Origin of the sequence: Negativibacillus massiliensis, from assembly GCF_900148495.1 — a bacterium.
Lineage (GTDB): Bacteria > Bacillota > Clostridia > Oscillospirales > Ruminococcaceae > Negativibacillus > Negativibacillus massiliensis.
In genome coordinates this window covers 1457221-1475720 of sequence record NZ_FTRU01000008.1, presented here as the reverse complement: position 1 = coordinate 1475720, position 18500 = coordinate 1457221, and the positions used below count along the sequence as shown (strand labels likewise).

Genomic DNA, 18500 nt, shown 5'->3' with positions numbered 1-18500 from the left:
GGGAGGAATGAGTAAGATGAAATTGTTTGACCTGCATTGTGACACAATTGAAAGAATGGAAGAACTGGGAGAGAATATGCTCACAGATAAAACACAGCTGAGCTTAAAATATCTTCCAGAGATTGAGAAATGGTGCCAGACTTTTGCAATCTTTATTCCGGACAGCAAAAGAGGAGCAGATGCTGTGGAATATTATGAGAGAGTTCGCGCTTATTTTCACAAGATGCTCAAAGAGCACCATGGTATCGTAGAGATGGTTAACACTCCTTCTGACATCGAAACAATCACCGCAAAGAAAAAGTGTGCTGCAATCCTTTCGGTAGAAGGTGCAGCAGTGCTGGACGGCAAGCTGGAAAATGTTGAAAAGCTTGCAAAAGACGGCGTCAAGATGATGACTCTTACCTGGAATGGAGAAAACGAGCTTGCTTCCGGTCACAAAAATCCGGAGATGGGCTTTACCGATTTTGGCAGAGAGGTTGTCAAAGAGATGGAAAGACAGAACATCATCGTGGATGTTTCCCACCTCAATGATAAGGGCATGGAACAGCTGATGGGCGGTATCGCAACCAAGCCGATTATCGCAACCCACTCCAATCTACGCTCCATCTGCTCCCACAAGAGAAACCTCACCGAAGAAATGTTCCAGTACATTGTGGAGCACAAGGGTCTGGTTGGTTTGAACCTGTTACATAATTTCGTGTCCGACAATGAAATGAAAGATTCCAAAGCAGAGCTGTTCTGCCATGTATACCGTATGCTGGAGCTGGGCGGCGAAGATGTCATTGCCTGCGGCAGTGACTTTGACGGCGGTATCGAAAGCCAGATGGACAATCCGGCAAAATTTGCATCGTTTGGAGAGTATATGCTGGAAAACGGAATCAGCCGCCGCATTGTAGACAAAATCATGTTTGAGAATGCGCTGCATTTCTTTGAGGAAAATGTCAGATGATGAGAAATAAGGATTATTTTAAAGAAATGGGACTGGACCCGGCAAATCTGGGAAAAAGCCTGGATGCAGCCAGCGACCGCATTTTTATGTTCAATCGTTTTTCAGAGGAAGAAACCTTATTCCGCTTTAAATCCCGCAAGGTAAAATACCGTGTGGTATCCCAGCAGAAAAGGACAGAGAATACCATCAGTTACTAGGAGGGTATTCATGTTAGTGAATCGGAAAATCGTTGATGAATTTTTGGAAGGAAAGGATATTTCCAGAGAGTGGATTTTCTCTGAAATCCAACAGGGCGAGTATCTGTTCGACCTGTCAGATCTTAACGACAAACAGGAAGAGGTTAAAAAGCTCACAGATAAAATTTCTGACATGTTGGCTCATTTTAAACCAGATAATGAAAAATTTTATCGACAGCTGTTTCCTGATTTTGAAAAAGAACTGGCAGATTGTGAAGTTATGCTGACAGTCGGTGTTCCGGCTCCTTATGACGCAATGGTAATCGAACGAAACGACAGCAAGATCATTGTGTTTGATATGGGGCGCTTTTTGAGCTATAAGGACCCACAAGGATTTGCGCAACAGATGATGACCCATGAAACAGCACATGCCATGCTCCATAAAAAATGGCAGCTGAAAGAAACGGCTTCCTATCAGGAACAGCTTCGTTTTCTGTGCTTTGATGAGGGATTTGCACATCTGCTTGCCTGCGGCAAAGAAATCGCTTCCTTCGATGCATCAATGTGGATACAGGAACATTATGAGCCTGCCCTTGCACAATTGCATCAGGCACTTACCTGTGAAGACGAATCACAGCAGGAAGAGTGGCTGTATCGGGCTCAAACTGGACGATATTGGGATAAGTTTGCAGCAATTGCCGGAAAGCTGTATCTGATCAGCCACCTCGATGAGTTGGAGAAGATTTATCTGGAAGGTCCGCAAAAGTTTATGTCCCCAATCTTTGACACTTTGGAAAGGAACTGATACATGTCGCTTTTTGTGATCGGAGATACCCACCTGTCCTTGTCGGTCAACAAGCCGATGGACATTTTTGGCGGCTGGAAAAACTATATGCAGCGTCTGGAAGAAAACTGGCGGGCGATTATAAACAAGGAAGATACCGTTGTGATTCCGGGCGATGTGTCCTGGGGCATGAGTCTCGAAGAAGCCCGGGCAGACTTTGCTTTTCTGGATGATCTTCCGGGAAAGAAAATCCTGATGAAGGGCAACCACGATTACTGGTGGACCACCAAGGCGAAGATGGATGCTTTTCTGGAACAAAACGGATTTTCCACCCTGACCATCCTGCACAATAACAGTATCAGTGCCGAGAGGATCAGCATCTGCGGTTCCCGAGGCTGGATGTTTGAGCAGGGACAGGCGCACGACAAAAAGATCATCTCCCGTGAAGCCGGCCGCATCAGAGCTTCCTTGCAGGACTCACAGCGTTTCAGCGATCAGGAAAAGGTTTTGTTCCTCCATTATCCGCCGATCTTTATGGAGGACAGCATTCCGGAATTTCTGGAAGTGATGAAGGAATTTTCGGTAAAACGCTGCTATTATGGTCATATCCATGCACAGGGATGCCGTCACGCTTTCCGCGGAGAGTGGGATGGGGTCCAAATGGAGATGGTTTCGGCAGATTTTCTTGGATTTTGCCCGAAAAAGATTGGATAAATCGCAAATAATTCCCTTTAATAGGTGGAATTTCTAAAAAGAATATGCTATAATTGTTTGGATCATTCTGCAAAGAAGATTCTTTGACAAGAATAAAATTGTGCCGTTCTTTTTTGAAGATGGGTCTGTTCCGATGAAAGGATGACCAGGGAGTGTGTGAATAGCATCGCCTGGGTCCCAAGCTGCTTGGCAGCCTCGGTATAGGAGGGACCCTTGCAGTCGGCGATGTTCATTTAAGACAGCTTGATTCGGATTCGGCACAGAAAAAGAAAGGAATGTATATAAAATGAGTTTGACTTCTGTAAACAAACTTGAGAACAACACAGTAGAACTGGTAGTAAGCGTTAGCGAGGAACAGTTCCAGGATGCGCTGAACAAAGCGTATAAAAAGAAAGTAAAATCGATTGCACTGCCAGGCTTCCGTAAAGGTAAAGCTCCAAAGGCAATGATCGAAAAAATGTACGGTAAAGAATTCTTCTATGACGATGCAATCAACATGGTATACCCATCTGCATACGAAGCAGCAGTAGAAGAAGCAAACATCGAGCCAGTTGACCGTGCAAACGTTTCTGACCTGCAGGTAGAACAGGGCAAAGGCTTCAGCTTCAAAGCTACCGTTACTGTAAAACCAGAAGTTACTGTTAAAAACTATAAAGGCATCAAAGCAGAAAAAACTGTTGAAACCATCATGGCTGCTGACGTAAATGCTGAGCTCGACCGCATGAGAGAAAGAAACTCTCGTCTGACCAACGTAGAAAGAGCTGCTAAGAACGGCGATACCGCTCTGATCAACTTTGAAGGCTTCAAAGAAGGCGTTGCTTTCGAAGGCGGCAAAGGCGAAAACTTCCCACTGGTTCTCGGTTCCGGTCAGTTCATCCCTGGCTTTGAAGAACAGGTTGTTGGCCATGCAGCAGGCGATGAGTTCGATGTAAATGTAACCTTCCCAGAAGATTACCATGCAGAAGACCTCAAAGGCCAGCCAGTTGTATTCAAAGTAAAAGTAAACGCTGTTCAGGAAAAAGAACTGCCAGCTCTGGACGATGAGTTCGCTAAAGACGTAAGCGAGTTCGATACTCTGGCTGAACTGAAGAAAGACGTAAAAGAAAGACTTCAGAAAGAAGCTGACAATAAAGCACAGGTTGACATGGAAAACAGCCTGATCTCCACCGTAATCGAGAACATGGAAGGCGAAATTCCACAGTGCATGTTCGAAAACAAGATCAACGAGATGGTTAACGATTTCAGCTACCGTCTGCAGTCCCAGGGTATGAACCTCGACCTGTACCTGCACTACACCGGTTCTGACATGAAAGCATTCCGCGAAACCTTCAAAGAATCCGCTGAAAGACAGGTTAAGATCAGACTGGCTCTGGAGAAGATCGCAGAAGTTGAAAACCTGACAGCTACTGCTGAAGATATCGAAGCTGAGTACGAGAAGATCGCTAAGAACTACGGTATCGATGCTCAGAAAGTAAAAGGCATCCTGCCAGAAAAAGAGATTGCAAAAGACGTTACTGTTAACAAAGCAATCGACCTGGTAAAAGAATCTGCTGAAGTTACCGAGAAAAAGGTAAAGAAGACAGCTTCTAAATCCAAGAAAAAAGCAGAAGGCGAAACCGCTGAAGAAGCAGCTGACGAAGAATAATTTTTCGACAATAATCGGATGAATTATCCGAAACGGGTCTGATTTTTAAAAATCGTTCATAAAATATACAACAACTGTCTCACAGTATCGTGTATAATGAGAAACGATAAAGAACAGCCGTTTGCGGCCGGCAGAAAACGCCGGTCGCATTTTTTATGAAAAACTTCGATTAGACGGAGAAGAAATCGGCAAAGCTCTAGTTGACTTTACTTTTGGACCAAAATCTGTAAAATTGGTTTTGAGTCAAAGGATCACGATATTTTGTTTTTGACAGAGAAAGGGAGGTTTTGTCAAATGGCATTAGTACCATATGTAGTAGAGCAGACCAACCGTGGAGAGCGTTCTTATGATATTTTTTCCCGACTGCTCAACGATCGAATCATCATGTTGTGTGATGAAGTAAACGACGCGACAGCAAGTCTGGTTGTTGCACAGCTGTTATACCTGGAAGGCCAGGACCCAGATAAGGAAATCAGCCTTTATATCAACAGCCCAGGCGGTTCGGTAACTGCTGGTCTGGCAATTTATGATACCATCCAGTACATCAAGTGCGATGTTTCCACTATCTGCATGGGTATGGCTGCATCGATGGGCGCATTCCTGCTTTCTGCAGGAACCAAAGGCAAACGTCTTGCCCTGCCAAACTCCACCATCATGATTCATCAGCCATCTGGCGGTGCACAGGGTCAGGCAACTGATATGCGCATCCACACTGAATGGATTCTGGATACCAAGAAGAGACTGAACAAAATGCTTTCGGAAGCAACTGGACAGCCACTGGAAGTAATTGAACGCGATACAGAACGAGACAACTTTATGACAGCACAGCAGGCGCTGGAATATGGATTGATCGACAAAATTATTGATAAACGATAAGGATCGGTGTTGCGGCAATGCCAAGGAATGATGACAAGATATTAAGATGCTCGTTCTGCGGAAAATATCAGGACGAGGTAGAGCGTATGATTGCCGGTCCGGGCGTATGTATCTGTAATGAGTGCATCGAGCTGTGTCAGGAAGTGCTGGACGGGGAAAAATCCCGCAGCACAGAGCCAAAACAGAAAAAAGAAGCAGCAACAGATACCGTTCCAATGCCAAAGCCACAGGATATCAAAAAGGTACTGGACGAATATGTAATCGGACAGGACCGCGCAAAAAGAGCTTTGAGCGTGGCAATCTACAACCACTACAAGAGAATATTCTTAAAAGATAATGACGACAGCGTAGAAATCACCAAGAGCAATGTTCTTTTGGTTGGACCAACCGGTGTTGGTAAAACAATGCTCGCACAGACGCTGGCTAAGACCATGAACGTTCCGTTTGCAATCGCAGACGCGACCACTCTGACCGAAGCAGGTTATGTTGGTGAGGACGTCGAAAATATCCTCCTGCGACTGATTCAGGCAGCAGATTGGGATATCGAACGTGCACAGACCGGTATCATCTACATTGATGAGATCGATAAGATCGGCAGAAAATCGGAAAACACCTCGATTACACGAGATGTCAGCGGTGAAGGCGTACAGCAGGCTCTGCTGAAAATCATCGAGGGAACCGTTGCAAATGTTCCACCAAATGGAGGCAGAAAGCATCCAAATCAGGAATTTTTGCAGATCGATACCTCCAAGATCCTCTTTATCTGCGGCGGTGCGTTTGACGGAATCCAGAAGGCAATCGAAAGCCGTGTTGCAAAATCTTCTCTGGGCTTCGGTGCACAGATTCAGGATAAAAAACTGGTAGAGCAGGATGTTCTGCTTGCTCAGATCACCCCTCAGGACCTTGTAAAATTTGGCCTGATTCCGGAGCTGGTTGGTCGTCTGCCAATCATTGCAACCCTGACTGGTCTGGACAGAGAAACTCTGGTTAGAATCCTGACCGAGCCAAAGAACTCTCTGGTTAAACAGTACAAGAAGCTGTTTGAACTGGAAGGAGTACAGCTTGACTTTGAACCGGATGCTCTGGAACTGATTGCGGAAAGAGCAATCGAGAGAAAGACCGGTGCGCGTGGTCTGAGAGCGATTATGGAAGAAGTGCTGGATGGACTGATGTTTGATTCTCCATCTGACCCGACCATTACCCGAATCGTTGTGACCAAACAGGGAATCGAGGACAAAACTTCCTTCGATTATGAACATGACCCATTTAAGAAGCCGGTCCGCATGATGATTCCGGTTTCTCACGAAAAGGAAAAAGCTTCCAAAGGTCACAAGACATTTGCTTAATAAAACTTGTTTTCTATGCAAAAGGAACGTCTGCTGCTTTACACAGACGTTCCTTTGCTATATAATAAAAAGATAAGGTTTCAAAAAAGATATGCGGACAAGCCGTAAGGGCGGTGCGTCCGTAACAGATAAGTTTATGATTTGCAGATAGATAGAAAGAGAAAAGCCCTTTTGGGAGAAAGTCTTTCCTCTGAAGAAGAAAGGTGATAAGAATGACCCAAGAACAGATTCAAGTGACCGAAGTGCAGACCCTGCGCCTGCCAGCGATCGCGATCCGTGGTCTGGTCATGTTTCCAAAAATGGTGCTCCACTTTGATGTGGCACGCCAGAAATCCATCCTTGCACTCAACAAAGCGATGCAGGGCAACCAGAAAATCTTTCTGGTAACACAGAAAAACAGCCGGATCGAGCATCCGAAAAAAGAAGATCTGTACACCGTCGGTGTAGTGGCAAAGGTAAAACAGATTCTGAAAGCGCAGGGCGAGGTTGTCCGTGTGGTGGTGGAAGGTGTTTATCGTGCTCGTATGTGCGAGCTGATTACCGATGATCCGTTTTATGAGGTAATGTGCGAAGAAATGCCGATGGAGCCGGTGCAGGAATCCAAACAGATGACCATCGATGCTTATATGCGCATTGTGAAGGATCTGTTTGAAGAATACTGCTACTATGCACCCAAAATGCCGAAGGATCTGATTGTCAATATTATCGGTTCGGAAGATCCGGTTTATGTCAGCGAGTATCTGACCCAGAATCTGGGATTCTCGCTGGAAGACAAGCAGACCATTCTGGAAGAGTCCAGCATCCGCAAACGTCTGGAAATCCTGTCCACCCTGCTGCGCAAAGAAAATGAGATTCTCTCCATCGAGCGCAGCATTGCAGAACGGGTAAAGGATCAGATTGACCGCAATCAGAAGGAGTATTACCTCAGAGAGCAGCTCAAGGCAATCCATGCGGAACTGGGCGATGACGATGAGGGCGATCGCGAGATCGATAAATACCGTGAAAAATTAAAAGAGATTCATCCGGATGAGGAAACCGAGAAAAAGATCAGTGAGGAGATCAACAAGCTTTCTAAGATGATGTTCAATAGCCAGGAAGCGATGGTTTCCCGAAACTATCTGGACACCTATTTTTCTCTGCCATGGAATGTCATGACCGAGGACAAGCTGGATGTCAATGCGGCAAAGGAACGTCTGGATGCAGACCATTATGGCTTGCAGAAGGTTAAGGAAAGAATCCTGGAAATCCTTGCAGTAAGAAAGCTTGAGCCAAATATTAAGGGACAGATCATCTGTCTGGTTGGCCCTCCAGGTGTCGGAAAAACATCCATTGCAAAGTCGATTGCAGCGGCAATGGGAAGAAAATATGTCCGCATGAGCTTGGGTGGTGTGCGCGATGAGGCAGATATCCGTGGTCACCGCAAGACCTATATCGGTGCAATGCCGGGAAGAATCGTCTCTGCTATCAAGCAGGCAGGAAGCATGAATCCGCTGATGCTGCTCGATGAGATCGATAAACTGGGCAGTGACTACAAAGGAGATCCATCCTCTGCACTGCTTGAGGTACTGGACTCCGAACAGAACTTTGCTTTCCGCGACCACTATCTGGAAGTGCCGATGGATTTGAGCAACGTGCTGTTTCTTGCAACTGCAAACGATCCTTCCGGTATTCCGGAGCCTTTGTATGATCGTATGGAAATCATCAACCTCTCCAGCTATACCAGAGAGGAAAAATTCCAGATTGCAAAGCGTTATCTGGTTCCAAAACAGGTAAAACGTCATGGATTAAACGGACGAACCTGCCGTTTTAACGATGAAGCGCTGTACAACCTGATCGACCACTATGTGCGGGAAGCAGGCGTACGTACCCTCGAGCGAGAGATTGCATCTATCTGCCGTAAGAGTGCAAAAATGATTGTGGCAGGCGAGAAAAAGAGCTGTCATATCAGCAGCAAGATGCTCGAATCGATGCTCGGTCCACAGAAGTTTAAAGACGACGATCTTCAGAAGGAAAATCTGGTTGGTGTTGTCAACGGACTGGCATGGACCGCAGTCGGCGGTGAGATTTTGCAGGCAGAAGTTGCAGTTGTGGATGGAAACGGCAAACTGGAACTGACCGGTTCGCTGGGCGATGTCATGAAAGAATCAGCCAAAGCTGCGATTACCTGTGTTCGTTCCCTGTGCGACCAGTACGGAATCGACAAGGATTTTTACAAGAACAAGGATATCCATATCCACTTCCCGGAAGGAGCCGTTCCAAAGGATGGACCTTCTGCCGGTGTTACTATTACCACAGCACTGGTATCGGCGTTGGGACAGATTCCGGTACGCCATGATGTCGCTATGACCGGCGAGATCACCCTGCGCGGAAGAGTTCTTCCGATTGGCGGACTGAAGGAAAAAACTATGGCAGCTTACCGCAACGGTATCAAGACAGTAATTATTCCAAAGGCAAATGAGCCGGACTTATATGAAGTAGACCCTGTTGTTAAGGAAAACATCCGCTTTGTGACAGCAAAAGAAATCAGCACTGTACTGGAGACTGCACTGATTCCACTGCCTGCACAGTGCCTGGAAGAAAAAAATCCACAGCAGGAAAGCGCTGCACTGGTGGAAAAGGCGGTTGTTGCAGAACATCCGTGTCTGAACGCATAAAAACAGCGGCTGCAACAGCAGCGTTACATACAGAAAGGAAAAGGCACGCATGAATTATCATAACGTAGTCTTTGAAACATCTTTTGGTAAGGCAAGTCAGCTGACCAAGTCGGACCTTGTCGAGATTGCTTTTGCCGGCCGTTCCAACGTCGGCAAATCCAGTCTGATCAACAAAATCTTTAACCGAAAAGCGCTGGCACGCGTCAGCGCAGTTCCGGGAAAAACCGCAACCATCAACTTTTTTAAACTGGAAAATGTCCGCTTTGCAGACCTTCCGGGCTATGGATATGCAAAGGTTTCCCACGGAGAAAAACAGCGTTGGTCTGATCTGATTGAAACTTACTTTAACAGTGATCGCAGAATCGGCCTGGTTTTCCAGCTGGTGGACATGCGTCACTCGCCGACCAAGGATGACCTGATGATGATTAACTTCCTGATTGAGAATGAGCTTCCATTTGTCATCATCCTGACCAAAAAGGATAAGCTCTCCAAAAAGCAGCAGGACGAACGCCTGCAGGCACTGCAGAGCGAGATCCCGTTTGCTGACCAGATCCACATGATTCCATTTTCAGCAATCAAGGGAGATGGCGTGGAGGAAATCAGGGAAATCATCGATGAGATTGCAAACGATGCGCTTGCAAATGACGAGCTGGAAGAAGAAAACCAGCAGCAAGAGGATGAATTGTGTTAATATGCCTATGGCAGAGGCAGTCTGTGGATAGGCAAAACAGGAAGCTTCCTGTTTAGTAGAGGATTGTGGAAAGGAAACTGTGTATGAAACAGTCAGATTGTTTAAAGGTAAACGGACAGGGACATCTCACCATCGGTGGATGCGATACCGTTGAGCTTGCAAAGGAATATGGCACACCGTTGTATGTCCTGGATGAATCAGGAGTTCGTGCAGCATGCAGAAGCTATCGTGATTCCATCGACCGCTTCTATGGCGGAAGAGGCAGAGTTTGCTATGCAAGCAAAGCATTTTGCTGCAAGGAAATTTGCCGTATTATGGACAGCGAACAGATGGGTCTGGATGTTGTATCAGAAGGAGAACTGTACACTGCACTGGCAGCGGGTTTCCCGGCAGAAAGAATCTGCTTTCATGGAAACAATAAAACCGATCACGAGCTTTGCTATGCACTGCGGGAAGGTGTCGGTCTGATCATTGTGGACAACGAATATGAGCTGATGAGACTGGATCGTTTTGCAGATGAGCTTGGCAAGAAAGTTTCGATTGCATTTCGCATCAAGCCTGGCGTAGATGCGCATACCCATGATTTTGTGCGCACCGGTCAGATTGACAGCAAGTTTGGTGTGGCACTGGAAACAGGTGAAGCGATGGAGATCGTGAAAAAGGCACTGACACTCCAGAATGTTGTGCTCAAAGGGGTACACTGCCACATTGGTTCCCAGATTTTTGAGCTGGAACCATTTGAGCTTGCAGCTCAGAGAATGATCGAGTTTATGGCACAGGTCAGAGAAGAGACCGGATATACCATTGAAGAGCTGGATCTTGGCGGCGGCTTTGGTATCTGTTACACCGAAAAGGATGCTGCACTGCGCTATGACAGCTATATGGAAAAGGTATCGGTTGTAGTAAAAGAAACCTGTGAACGCCTTTCCTTTCCACAGCCATTTATGATGCTGGAGCCGGGACGTTCCATTGTTGGTTCTTCCGGTATTACTCTGTATACCGTTGGTTCCATCAAGGAAATCCCAAATATCCGCACCTATGTTGCAGTGGATGGTGGTATGACCGATAACCCACGCTATGCGCTGTACCAGTCGGAATATGAGGCAGTTGTGGCAAACAAAGCAGATCAGCCAAAGACCATGAAGGTAACTCTGGCTGGAAAATGCTGCGAAAGCGGTGACCTGCTGGGCGAGAATATGCCGATTCAGCAGGTAGAGAGCGGTGATCTTGTCGCAGTTCTTTCTACCGGTGCTTACAACTATTCGATGGCGTCCAATTATAACCGTCTTTGCCGTCCAGCAGTGGTAATGGTTAAAGACCATGCTTCCAGAGTGATCGTCAAGAGAGAAACGATGGAAGACCTTGTTTCAAACGATTTATAGTTTTCATCTTTGCCATGACAGGAGTTTTCCTGTCATGGCTTTGAGATTTTACAGATCATTTTTAACTTCCAGCGACTTTTGGTGCTGTTTGTACAAAAAGAAAGCACTTTCTAGAGCTAACTGGATAATAATTTTTTATGTTCTGTAAAATGTTATTCTTTGTTCTTTACTTTAGTATCATAAAATGCTAAAATTGGTGTTGACATAAAGGGCAGGAGGACATGGAAATGAATTCTAAACTAAAAGAACTCAATGTGGAGTTTCTGTTCCAGGCAATTTTAAAGCTGGAAACAATGGAAGAGTGCTATCAATTCTTTGAAGATCTGTGTACTGTTCCGGAGCTCAGAGCGCTGTCCCAGCGTCTTTTGGTGGCAAAGATGCTCGATGAGCACAGAGTATACAGTGATATTGTAGCGGAAACTGGAGCCAGCACAGCAACGATCAGTCGTGTCAATCGTTCACTCAACTACGGCTGCGATGGTTACCGTATCGTCTTTGAAAGGTTAGAGAAGGATCATGAGTTATAATACCTTTGCAAACTTTTATGATGGTCTGACCGGAAATGTAGACTATCCAAGGCGGGCAGCCTATTTTGACAGCGTGATTAAAAAATATAATCCGGATGCGTCGATTCTGTTGGATCTGGCATGTGGTACCGGAACGCTGTCCATCGAGCTTGCAAAGCTTGGTTATGATGTGGTGGGCACTGATGCCTCTGCTCAGATGCTTTCAGAAGCGATGCAGAAAAAGGCCTGCGCTCTGTACGGAGAAAATTTTGAGCGCGAAGAACCATCCGATCCGCATATCGAAAAGATTTTGTTCCTTTGTCAGCCGATGGAGGAACTGGACATGTATGGTACGATTGATGCAGCGGTGTGCGCACTGGACAGCATCAACCATGTAACCGATGAAAAAACGGTGCAGAAGATTTTTGACAGGGTAAGCCTGTTCTTGAATCCGGGCGCCGTGTTTGTTTTTGATGTAAACAGCGTCTATAAGCACAGAGAAGTGCTGGGCAACAATGTTTTTGTCTTTGACAGGGACGAGGTTTACTGTGTTTGGCAGAACAGCTATCAGGAAGAAAATTTTCAGGTTCAGATGGACCTGGATTTTTTTGAGTACGATGAGAGCACCGACACCTATACCCGCACCAGTGAGAGCTTTTGCGAGCGAGCTTATACAGATGAACAGGTTCGCGAATTTATTCAGAAAAGCGGATTAAATCTGGTGGCAGTGTATGCAGAAGACAGCTTTGATCCGGTGCAGGAAGATACCCAGCGTATCATCTATGTAGCACAAAAACCAGTACAGAAAAAATAAGATAAACGAGGAACAAAAATGGGAAAGATTGTAAGGACAATTTCGAGAGACGGCATGGTAATGTGCTGTGCGGTGGACAGCACTGATGCGGTTGCACGTATGGAGCAGATCCATAAGACCTCGGCGGTAGTCACTGCAGCGGAGGGCAGACTGCTGACAGCAGCATCCATTATGGGCACCATGCTCAAGAGCGCCAACGATTCGGTGACTCTGCGTGTGGAAGGAAATGGACCAGTTGGTATGCTGATCGCTGTTTCGGACGGAAGCGGCAATGTAAAGGGTTATGTTGGCAATCCGATTGTAGAAATTCCGCTCAAGCCATCCGGCAAGCTGGATGTTTCGGGTGCAGTCGGAGAGGATGGCTTTTTATATGTCATCAAAGATATGGGCATGAAGGAACCATACGTCGGTCAGGTTCCAATTGTTTCTGGAGAGATTGCTGAGGATATCACCAATTACTATGCAACCAGCGAACAGATCCCAACAGTTTGTGGTCTGGGCGTTCTGGTTAACCCTGATCTGACCGTTTCGGCAGCAGGCGGCTATCTGCTCCAGCTGCTTCCAGGTGCGGATGAGGAAATTATCAGCCATGTGGAAGAAAATATCAAAAAACTTCCGCCAGTTTCCTCAATGATCAGCCAGGGAATGACTCCGCAGCAGATCGCGTTTGCAGCTTTGGACGGCTTTGAGCCAAACGTGATTGACGAATATGAGATGGGTTATGTCTGCGATTGCTCCAGAGCAAGGGTAGAACGTGCCCTGATCAGTTTGGGACAGGCAGAGTTAAAAGAGATTGAGAAAGAAGAGAAAACAATCGAAGTGGGCTGCCAGTTCTGCGATAAAAAATATAACTTTACCCAGAACGATATCCGTAATCTGATCAAAGCAATTCAGAATAAGTAAAAAAAAGACCTCCGGGAAGATCCGGAGGTCTTTTTTAAAAAATTTTTTATATCAGGAAACATTTGAGAAATGGCAGCATAGAATGAAAATGTAAACGATAAAAAACAAAATAAAAACGATGACAGCAGCAAATTTTTTCTGAAATATCTGTTTTAATCCTTGAAAAACCGGCATAAAATGGCTTAGTTAAGCGAAAAACAAGACTTTTTTAAAAAATGGAAATTTTTTTCAAAAAAGTGTTGACATTTTCGAAATCTCATAGTATAATAATCTACGTTGTCAGGACAACAACGGCGAACGAAACGCCGAAGGGCTGATAACGAAAAATGTGGGAGCTTAGCTCAGCTGGGAGAGCATCTGCCTTACAAGCAGAGGGTCACAGGTTCGAGCCCTGTAGTTCCCACCATATGGCCTGGTAGTTCAGTTGGTTAGAACGCTAGCCTGTCACGCTAGAGGTCGTGGGTTCGAACCCCATCCAGGTCGCCAGCCTATTTTAGGTTATGCCTTTGTAGCTCAGTTGGTAGAGCAGAGGACTGAAAATCCTCGTGTCGTTGGTTCGATTCCGACCGAAGGCACCATTTGCGGGTTTAGCTCATCTGGTAGAGCGCCACCTTGCCAAGGTGGAGGTAGCGAGTTCGAGCCTCGTAACCCGCTCCATATGGCGACATAGCCAAGTGGTAAGGCAGAGGTCTGCAAAACCTTTATTCCCCAGTTCAAATCTGGGTGTCGCCTCCAAAGACCGATTCCGATTGGAATCGGTCTTTTTTTTATACCTAAAAATAACTGATCTCTTTTGTAAGATCAGTTTTAAAGCAAACAGAAAAAATTACATCACCAAAGAATTTTCTGGAAGTTGCAAGAAAAAGTACCAACCCGAAAACAGAAAAAATATTGTGCAAAAGACAGTTTTTGACAGAAATCGACATTGTTTTTGAATAAGATTTAATTAGAAATCAAAAAACTTTAAAAAATCATGAGATTCTGGCAAAGAATCCACCGGATACTCTTGCAAAGGGTCAGAAAATATGATAATCTATTTCCAGAAATTTCCAATTATTGGTAAATGTTGGAAAATAATATTGAGGAGGAAAAGTTTATGGAATCTAAATTGAAAATCTTAATTTCTGACGATGATAAAGAATTTTGTGCGAGATGTACGGCAACTCTTCGTTCTTCCGGCTTTGAAACAACCATTGCACCAAGAGATGGACAGCTGATGCTTCAGATGATTCGTGACTATCAGCCGGATCTGGTATTGATGGATGTGTTTATGCCATATTATGATGCAATCGGCGTGATCAATCAGGTGAAAGAATCGGGAATGCGCATGCCGATTTTTATGGTAATTTTAAATTATAACAATGTGATGCTGGAACGGGAATTGGTAAATTCAGGTGTTGCTTATTGTTTCTTAAAGCCGATCGATCCACAGTTGGTAGCAGAGAGAATCTTTCAGCTGACCGGAAGAAATGGGGCAGAGAAAGCCGAAACACCAATGATACCAACAAACCGTCCAAATCTGGAAGTGATGGTTACCGAGATCATCCATCAGATCGGTGTACCTGCCCATATTAAAGGATATCATTACTTACGAGATGGCATTGTTCTGGCAGTTAAAGATCACAACATGATTAACTCTGTAACCAAGCTTCTGTATCCGACCATTGCAAAGATGAACAATACCACTTCCAGCCGCGTAGAGCGAGCAATCCGTCATGCTATTGAAGTTGCATGGGATCGCGGTGATGTAGATGTGCTTAACTCCTATTTTGGTTATACCATCCGCAACAGCCGTGGAAAACCGACCAACTCTGAATTTATCGCAATGATTGCGGACAACTTGAAGCTCCAACTGAAAAACGATCAGAAATTTGGGAAATAATCCACAAAGATATCTTGCTTAAACCTCCTCCTCAATCAAAAGGGGGAGGTTTTTTAGAGGATTTTTCCAAAATAGTTTGCAAAACAACCGGGATGATATAGACAAAACGCGGAGAAACGGCTATACTGGGAAAAGTGAATTTTTTATCAAACTCATACAGGGGGTTTTTAGGATGAATAAACCAGTTTTGGTTGTTCTTGCAGCGGGAATGGGAAGCCGTTACGGCGGATTAAAACAGATCGATCCAATGGGAAAAAATGGAGAAAAGATTCTGGATTATTCGGTATATGATGCAAAGCGTGCAGGCTTTGAAACGGTTGTTTTTGTAATCAAACCAGAAATGGAACAGGAATTTGAAGAAGCAGTTGGAAAACATCTGCGCAAACATATCGAGGTAAAATACGCGTTCCAGTCTTTGGATAAACTCCCGGAAGGATTTTCTTTGCCGGAAGGAAGAACAAAGCCGTGGGGAACCGGACATGCGGTTCTTTGTGCGGCTGATGTCATTGATGCACCGTTTGCTGTCATCAATGCAGATGACTACTATGGTCCAAAAGGCTATCAGCTTCTGTTTGATCTTCTGAGCAAGGATGGGGAAAGCTGCGCAATGGTAGCTTATCCTCTGTGCAGTACTGTTACCGAAAACGGACATGTTTCCCGTGGTATCTGTGAGGTAAGCGAAGACGGATATCTCAAGACAGTCACCGAGCGGACCTGGATTGAATCGGGTAAGGATGGAATCGGATACAGCGAGGATGAAGGAAAGACCTTTACCGCGCTGGACCCTCAGGTTCCGGTATCGATGAACTTCTGGGGATTCCCACAGAGCGTCTTAAAGCAGGCTAAGGAAGGTTTCCCACTTTTCCTGGAAAAGGCACTCAAAGAAAATCCGATGAAAGCAGAATATTTCCTGCCATCCATCGTCAGTCGCATGATCGAAAAGGATGGAGCAAAGGTTCATGTGTTAAAGAGCAGTGACCGTTGGTACGGTGTTACCTATCAGGAAGATAAGGAAACGGTTGTAAAGGCATTTGAACAGATGACTAAGGAAGGCTTATATCCACAGCCACTCTGGCAGGAATAAGCGGGAAAAGGCAGAAAGGGAACGACAGATGGAGAAAGAAATCATTGAGCAGGCACTGAAGTCCTGGAAAAAAATCGGTGAAGTAGTGGAGTTCATTCCGTACGGAAGCGGACATATCAACGATACCTTCCTTGTGACAACCAAGGAAAAGCAGTATATCTTGCAGCGCATCAATACCAATACCTTCCGCGATGTGGATGGTTTGATGAGCAATATCGATGAGGTAACCTCCTTCCTGCGTGAAAAAACACTGGAAGAGGGCAAAGACGCTGACAGAGAAGCAATGAGCGTTGTCCGCTGCGACGATGGGGCACGCTATACAAGAGATGATCAGGGAAATTGCTGGAGAATGCTGTCCTACATCGAGCACAGTGTCTGCCTGCAAAAAGCAAGAAATGAACAGGACCTGTTTGAGTGTGCTGCTGCATTTGGAAAATTCCAGTATCTACTTACCAGCTTCCCAGCAGAGAAATTAAGCGAAACTATTCCTCAGTTTCATGATACTGAAAACCGTTATCGCAACTTTGAACAGGCAGTTGCAGAGGATAAAATGAGAAGAGTGGCTTTGGTACAGCAGGAAATCGAGTTTTTGCGCCAGAGAAAAGAAGACTGTTCCTATATGGTAAACCTGCAGAAGAGTGGTCAGCTTCCTCTGAGAGTAACTCATAACGATACTAAGCTCAACAATGTTCTGCTGGATGAAACCACCATGAAAGGTCTTTGCGTAATTGACCTGGATACCGTTATGCCAGGACTTGCTGCAAATGATTTTGGAGACACCGTTCGTTTTGGAGCAAACGACTGTAAGGAAGATGAAGAGGATCAGAGCAAAGTTCACTTCCTGCTGGATTTATACAAGGTTTGTGTCAAGGGATTTTTGCAGGAAGCAGGTCCAATCCTGACCGAGAAGGAAATCATGACCCTGCCATGGGGTGCAAAACTGATGACATTGGAGTGTGGTATGCGTTTTCTGACCGATTATCTGGATGGGGACCACTACTTTAAAATCAGCCGCACCCATCAGAATCTGGATCGTGCACGCACCCAGTTTACTCTGGTACGCCAGATGGAAGCATGCTGGGACGAAATGGTAGGAGCTTCAAAAGAGTATCTTGACGCAAAAAATCAGTAACCACTTTGCAAAAGGCAGAAAAAGGATTATACTGAAAGAAAAAGCGAAAAGAGGTCTTGTCTATGCGGTATGATCAGATTATCTACTATCCACCTTTTGAGCGGCATTCTCTCCTTTTGCAGGTTACCTGCGGATGTTCGTATAATCAGTGCGCTTTCTGCAACATGTATAAGACAGTCGATTTTGAAGTTATTCCACTTAAGCAGATTATTGCAGATTTAAAGGATGCTTCCGGCTACAATCCTTACACCGAGCGTGTTTTTCTGGTCGGAGGAGAACCACTCTGTCTGCCTTTTGAGCAGATGAAGGAGATTTTGACACAGATTAAAAAATATCTGCCATACTGTGCGTGTGTGTCGATGTACGCTTCGATTAAAAATCTGCGTGATAAGACGGTGGAACAGCTCAAAGAACTGCATCGTCTGGGACTGGGATTTTTATATATCGGTTTGGAAAGCGGAAGCGACCGCATTTTAAAGCAGATGAAAAAGGGACATACGGCTGCCGAGGCAGTGGAGCAGCTTAAAAAGCTTAATGAAGCACAGATCCCATTTAATTCGATTCTGATTTATGGTCTGGGTGGAACCGGCTGTGCAAAGGAAAATGCAGTGGAGAGCGCAAAAATGCTCAATCAGGTTCGTTCTGCCAACATCATCATGATGAATCTGACGGTTTTTCCGGATACGGAACTGGAAAAGTGGTGCAAGGACGGAAGTTTTGTGCAGGCAAGCGGCAGAGAGCGCATTGAAGAACTGGCTTATCTGCTGGAAGCACTGGAGCTGACCACACCGACAGGATTTTCCACAAGCCATGTCACGAATCCGGTCATGATTACCGGTACACTGCCTTATGATAAGGAAAAGATGCTGGAAGGCGTATATAAAATGCTGGGCAGCGGCAAAGAAAGCGATCTGCATGGCATTGTTTCAATCAGTGATGCAGCAATCGAACGATAATTGTTT

Annotated in this window: 17 protein-coding genes and 5 tRNA genes; all 22 read left to right on the top strand. The window is 45.4% G+C overall.

Annotated features, from left to right (window positions below):
• Window positions 1-16: 16 nt before the first annotated feature.
• The gene (locus BQ5375_RS12955; protein ID WP_076918042.1) at window positions 17-949 is read left to right on the top strand and encodes a dipeptidase; all 933 of its coding nucleotides are present in this window, start codon (window positions 17-19) and stop codon (window positions 947-949) included.
• Entirely contained in the window at window positions 946-1146 is a 201-nt protein-coding gene (locus BQ5375_RS12950) for a hypothetical protein (RefSeq protein ID WP_076918041.1), read from the top strand. Before BQ5375_RS12955 ends, BQ5375_RS12950 begins: the two co-directional genes overlap by 4 nt.
• Window positions 1147-1156: 10 nt before the next feature.
• The gene (locus tag BQ5375_RS12945; protein ID WP_076918040.1) at window positions 1157-1930 is read left to right on the top strand and encodes a hypothetical protein; all 774 of its coding nucleotides are present in this window, start codon (window positions 1157-1159) and stop codon (window positions 1928-1930) included.
• A 3-nt stretch (window positions 1931-1933) separates the two neighbouring features.
• Complete coding sequence (locus BQ5375_RS12940; RefSeq protein ID WP_076918039.1) at window positions 1934-2623, top strand: metallophosphoesterase; 690 nt, start codon at window positions 1934-1936, stop codon at window positions 2621-2623.
• Window positions 2624-2909: 286 nt separating this feature from the next.
• Window positions 2910-4268 (top strand): trigger factor, encoded by a 1359-nt coding sequence (gene tig, locus BQ5375_RS12935; RefSeq protein ID WP_022133631.1) that lies wholly within the window; start codon window positions 2910-2912, stop codon window positions 4266-4268.
• Between the two features lie 294 nt (window positions 4269-4562).
• Entirely contained in the window at window positions 4563-5144 is a 582-nt protein-coding gene (clpP, locus tag BQ5375_RS12930) for an ATP-dependent Clp endopeptidase proteolytic subunit ClpP (protein ID WP_022133632.1), read from the top strand.
• Window positions 5145-5161: 17 nt separating this feature from the next.
• Entirely contained in the window at window positions 5162-6490 is a 1329-nt protein-coding gene (gene clpX, locus BQ5375_RS12925) for an ATP-dependent Clp protease ATP-binding subunit ClpX (protein ID WP_022133633.1), read from the top strand.
• 212 nt (window positions 6491-6702) lie between these two features.
• A complete protein-coding gene (lon, locus tag BQ5375_RS12920) occupies window positions 6703-9144 on the top strand; it encodes an endopeptidase La (protein WP_076918038.1) in 2442 nt (813 codons plus the stop codon).
• A 49-nt stretch (window positions 9145-9193) separates the two neighbouring features.
• Entirely contained in the window at window positions 9194-9835 is a 642-nt protein-coding gene (gene yihA / locus BQ5375_RS12915; RefSeq protein ID WP_022133637.1) for a ribosome biogenesis GTP-binding protein YihA/YsxC, read from the top strand.
• 83 nt (window positions 9836-9918) lie between these two features.
• Window positions 9919-11217: a diaminopimelate decarboxylase gene (gene lysA / locus BQ5375_RS12910; protein ID WP_022133638.1), complete on the top strand. Its 1299-nt coding sequence runs from the start codon at window positions 9919-9921 to the stop codon at window positions 11215-11217.
• 227 nt (window positions 11218-11444) lie between these two features.
• A complete protein-coding gene (locus BQ5375_RS12905) occupies window positions 11445-11744 on the top strand; it encodes a YerC/YecD family TrpR-related protein (protein WP_022133639.1) in 300 nt (99 codons plus the stop codon).
• Window positions 11734-12537 (top strand): class I SAM-dependent DNA methyltransferase, encoded by an 804-nt coding sequence (locus BQ5375_RS12900; protein WP_022133640.1) that lies wholly within the window; start codon window positions 11734-11736, stop codon window positions 12535-12537. Before BQ5375_RS12905 ends, BQ5375_RS12900 begins: the two co-directional genes overlap by 11 nt.
• An 18-nt stretch (window positions 12538-12555) precedes the next feature.
• Window positions 12556-13440, top strand: a complete 885-nt coding sequence (hslO, locus tag BQ5375_RS12895; protein WP_022133641.1) for an Hsp33 family molecular chaperone HslO — start codon at window positions 12556-12558, stop codon at window positions 13438-13440.
• Window positions 13441-13770: 330 nt separating this feature from the next.
• A tRNA-Val gene (locus BQ5375_RS12890) sits at window positions 13771-13846 on the top strand.
• A 3-nt stretch (window positions 13847-13849) separates the two neighbouring features.
• Window positions 13850-13926: transfer RNA gene (locus tag BQ5375_RS12885), tRNA-Asp, on the top strand.
• 16 nt (window positions 13927-13942) lie between these two features.
• Window positions 13943-14018 (top strand) — tRNA-Phe (locus BQ5375_RS12880).
• Window positions 14019-14021: 3 nt separating this feature from the next.
• Window positions 14022-14097: transfer RNA gene (locus BQ5375_RS12875), tRNA-Gly, on the top strand.
• 3 nt (window positions 14098-14100) lie between these two features.
• Window positions 14101-14175: transfer RNA gene (locus BQ5375_RS12870), tRNA-Cys, on the top strand.
• 361 nt (window positions 14176-14536) lie between these two features.
• Window positions 14537-15322, top strand: a complete 786-nt coding sequence (spo0A, locus tag BQ5375_RS12865) for a sporulation transcription factor Spo0A (protein WP_022131909.1) — start codon at window positions 14537-14539, stop codon at window positions 15320-15322.
• A 172-nt stretch (window positions 15323-15494) separates the two neighbouring features.
• Window positions 15495-16406, top strand: a complete 912-nt coding sequence (locus BQ5375_RS12860) for a nucleotidyltransferase family protein (RefSeq protein ID WP_022131910.1) — start codon at window positions 15495-15497, stop codon at window positions 16404-16406.
• Window positions 16407-16434: 28 nt separating this feature from the next.
• On the top strand, window positions 16435-17538 hold the full coding sequence (locus tag BQ5375_RS12855; protein ID WP_022131911.1) for a phosphotransferase enzyme family protein: 1104 nt from the start codon (window positions 16435-16437) through the stop codon (window positions 17536-17538).
• 62 nt (window positions 17539-17600) lie between these two features.
• Window positions 17601-18494, top strand: coding sequence for a radical SAM protein (locus BQ5375_RS12850; protein ID WP_022131912.1), 894 nt, complete (start codon window positions 17601-17603; stop codon window positions 18492-18494).
• Window positions 18495-18500: the final 6 nt, after the last annotated feature.

Excerpts from the sequence above, each read along its gene's own strand:
- BQ5375_RS12955 (WP_076918042.1), top strand. The coding sequence starts at position 17 with ATGAAATTGTTTGACCTGCATTGTGACACAATTGAAAGAATGGAAGAA.
- BQ5375_RS12950 (WP_076918041.1), top strand. The coding sequence starts at position 946 with ATGATGAGAAATAAGGATTATTTTAAAGAAATGGGACTGGACCCGGCA.
- BQ5375_RS12945 (WP_076918040.1), top strand. The coding sequence starts at position 1,157 with ATGTTAGTGAATCGGAAAATCGTTGATGAATTTTTGGAAGGAAAGGAT.
- BQ5375_RS12940 (WP_076918039.1), top strand. The coding sequence starts at position 1,934 with ATGTCGCTTTTTGTGATCGGAGATACCCACCTGTCCTTGTCGGTCAAC.
- tig (WP_022133631.1), top strand. The coding sequence starts at position 2,910 with ATGAGTTTGACTTCTGTAAACAAACTTGAGAACAACACAGTAGAACTG.
- clpP (WP_022133632.1), top strand. The coding sequence starts at position 4,563 with ATGGCATTAGTACCATATGTAGTAGAGCAGACCAACCGTGGAGAGCGT.
- clpX (WP_022133633.1), top strand. The coding sequence starts at position 5,162 with ATGCCAAGGAATGATGACAAGATATTAAGATGCTCGTTCTGCGGAAAA.
- lon (WP_076918038.1), top strand. The coding sequence starts at position 6,703 with ATGACCCAAGAACAGATTCAAGTGACCGAAGTGCAGACCCTGCGCCTG.
- yihA (WP_022133637.1), top strand. The coding sequence starts at position 9,194 with ATGAATTATCATAACGTAGTCTTTGAAACATCTTTTGGTAAGGCAAGT.
- lysA (WP_022133638.1), top strand. The coding sequence starts at position 9,919 with ATGAAACAGTCAGATTGTTTAAAGGTAAACGGACAGGGACATCTCACC.
- BQ5375_RS12905 (WP_022133639.1), top strand. The coding sequence starts at position 11,445 with ATGAATTCTAAACTAAAAGAACTCAATGTGGAGTTTCTGTTCCAGGCA.
- BQ5375_RS12900 (WP_022133640.1), top strand. The coding sequence starts at position 11,734 with ATGAGTTATAATACCTTTGCAAACTTTTATGATGGTCTGACCGGAAAT.
- hslO (WP_022133641.1), top strand. The coding sequence starts at position 12,556 with ATGGGAAAGATTGTAAGGACAATTTCGAGAGACGGCATGGTAATGTGC.
- spo0A (WP_022131909.1), top strand. The coding sequence starts at position 14,537 with ATGGAATCTAAATTGAAAATCTTAATTTCTGACGATGATAAAGAATTT.
- BQ5375_RS12860 (WP_022131910.1), top strand. The coding sequence starts at position 15,495 with ATGAATAAACCAGTTTTGGTTGTTCTTGCAGCGGGAATGGGAAGCCGT.
- BQ5375_RS12855 (WP_022131911.1), top strand. The coding sequence starts at position 16,435 with ATGGAGAAAGAAATCATTGAGCAGGCACTGAAGTCCTGGAAAAAAATC.
- BQ5375_RS12850 (WP_022131912.1), top strand. The coding sequence starts at position 17,601 with ATGCGGTATGATCAGATTATCTACTATCCACCTTTTGAGCGGCATTCT.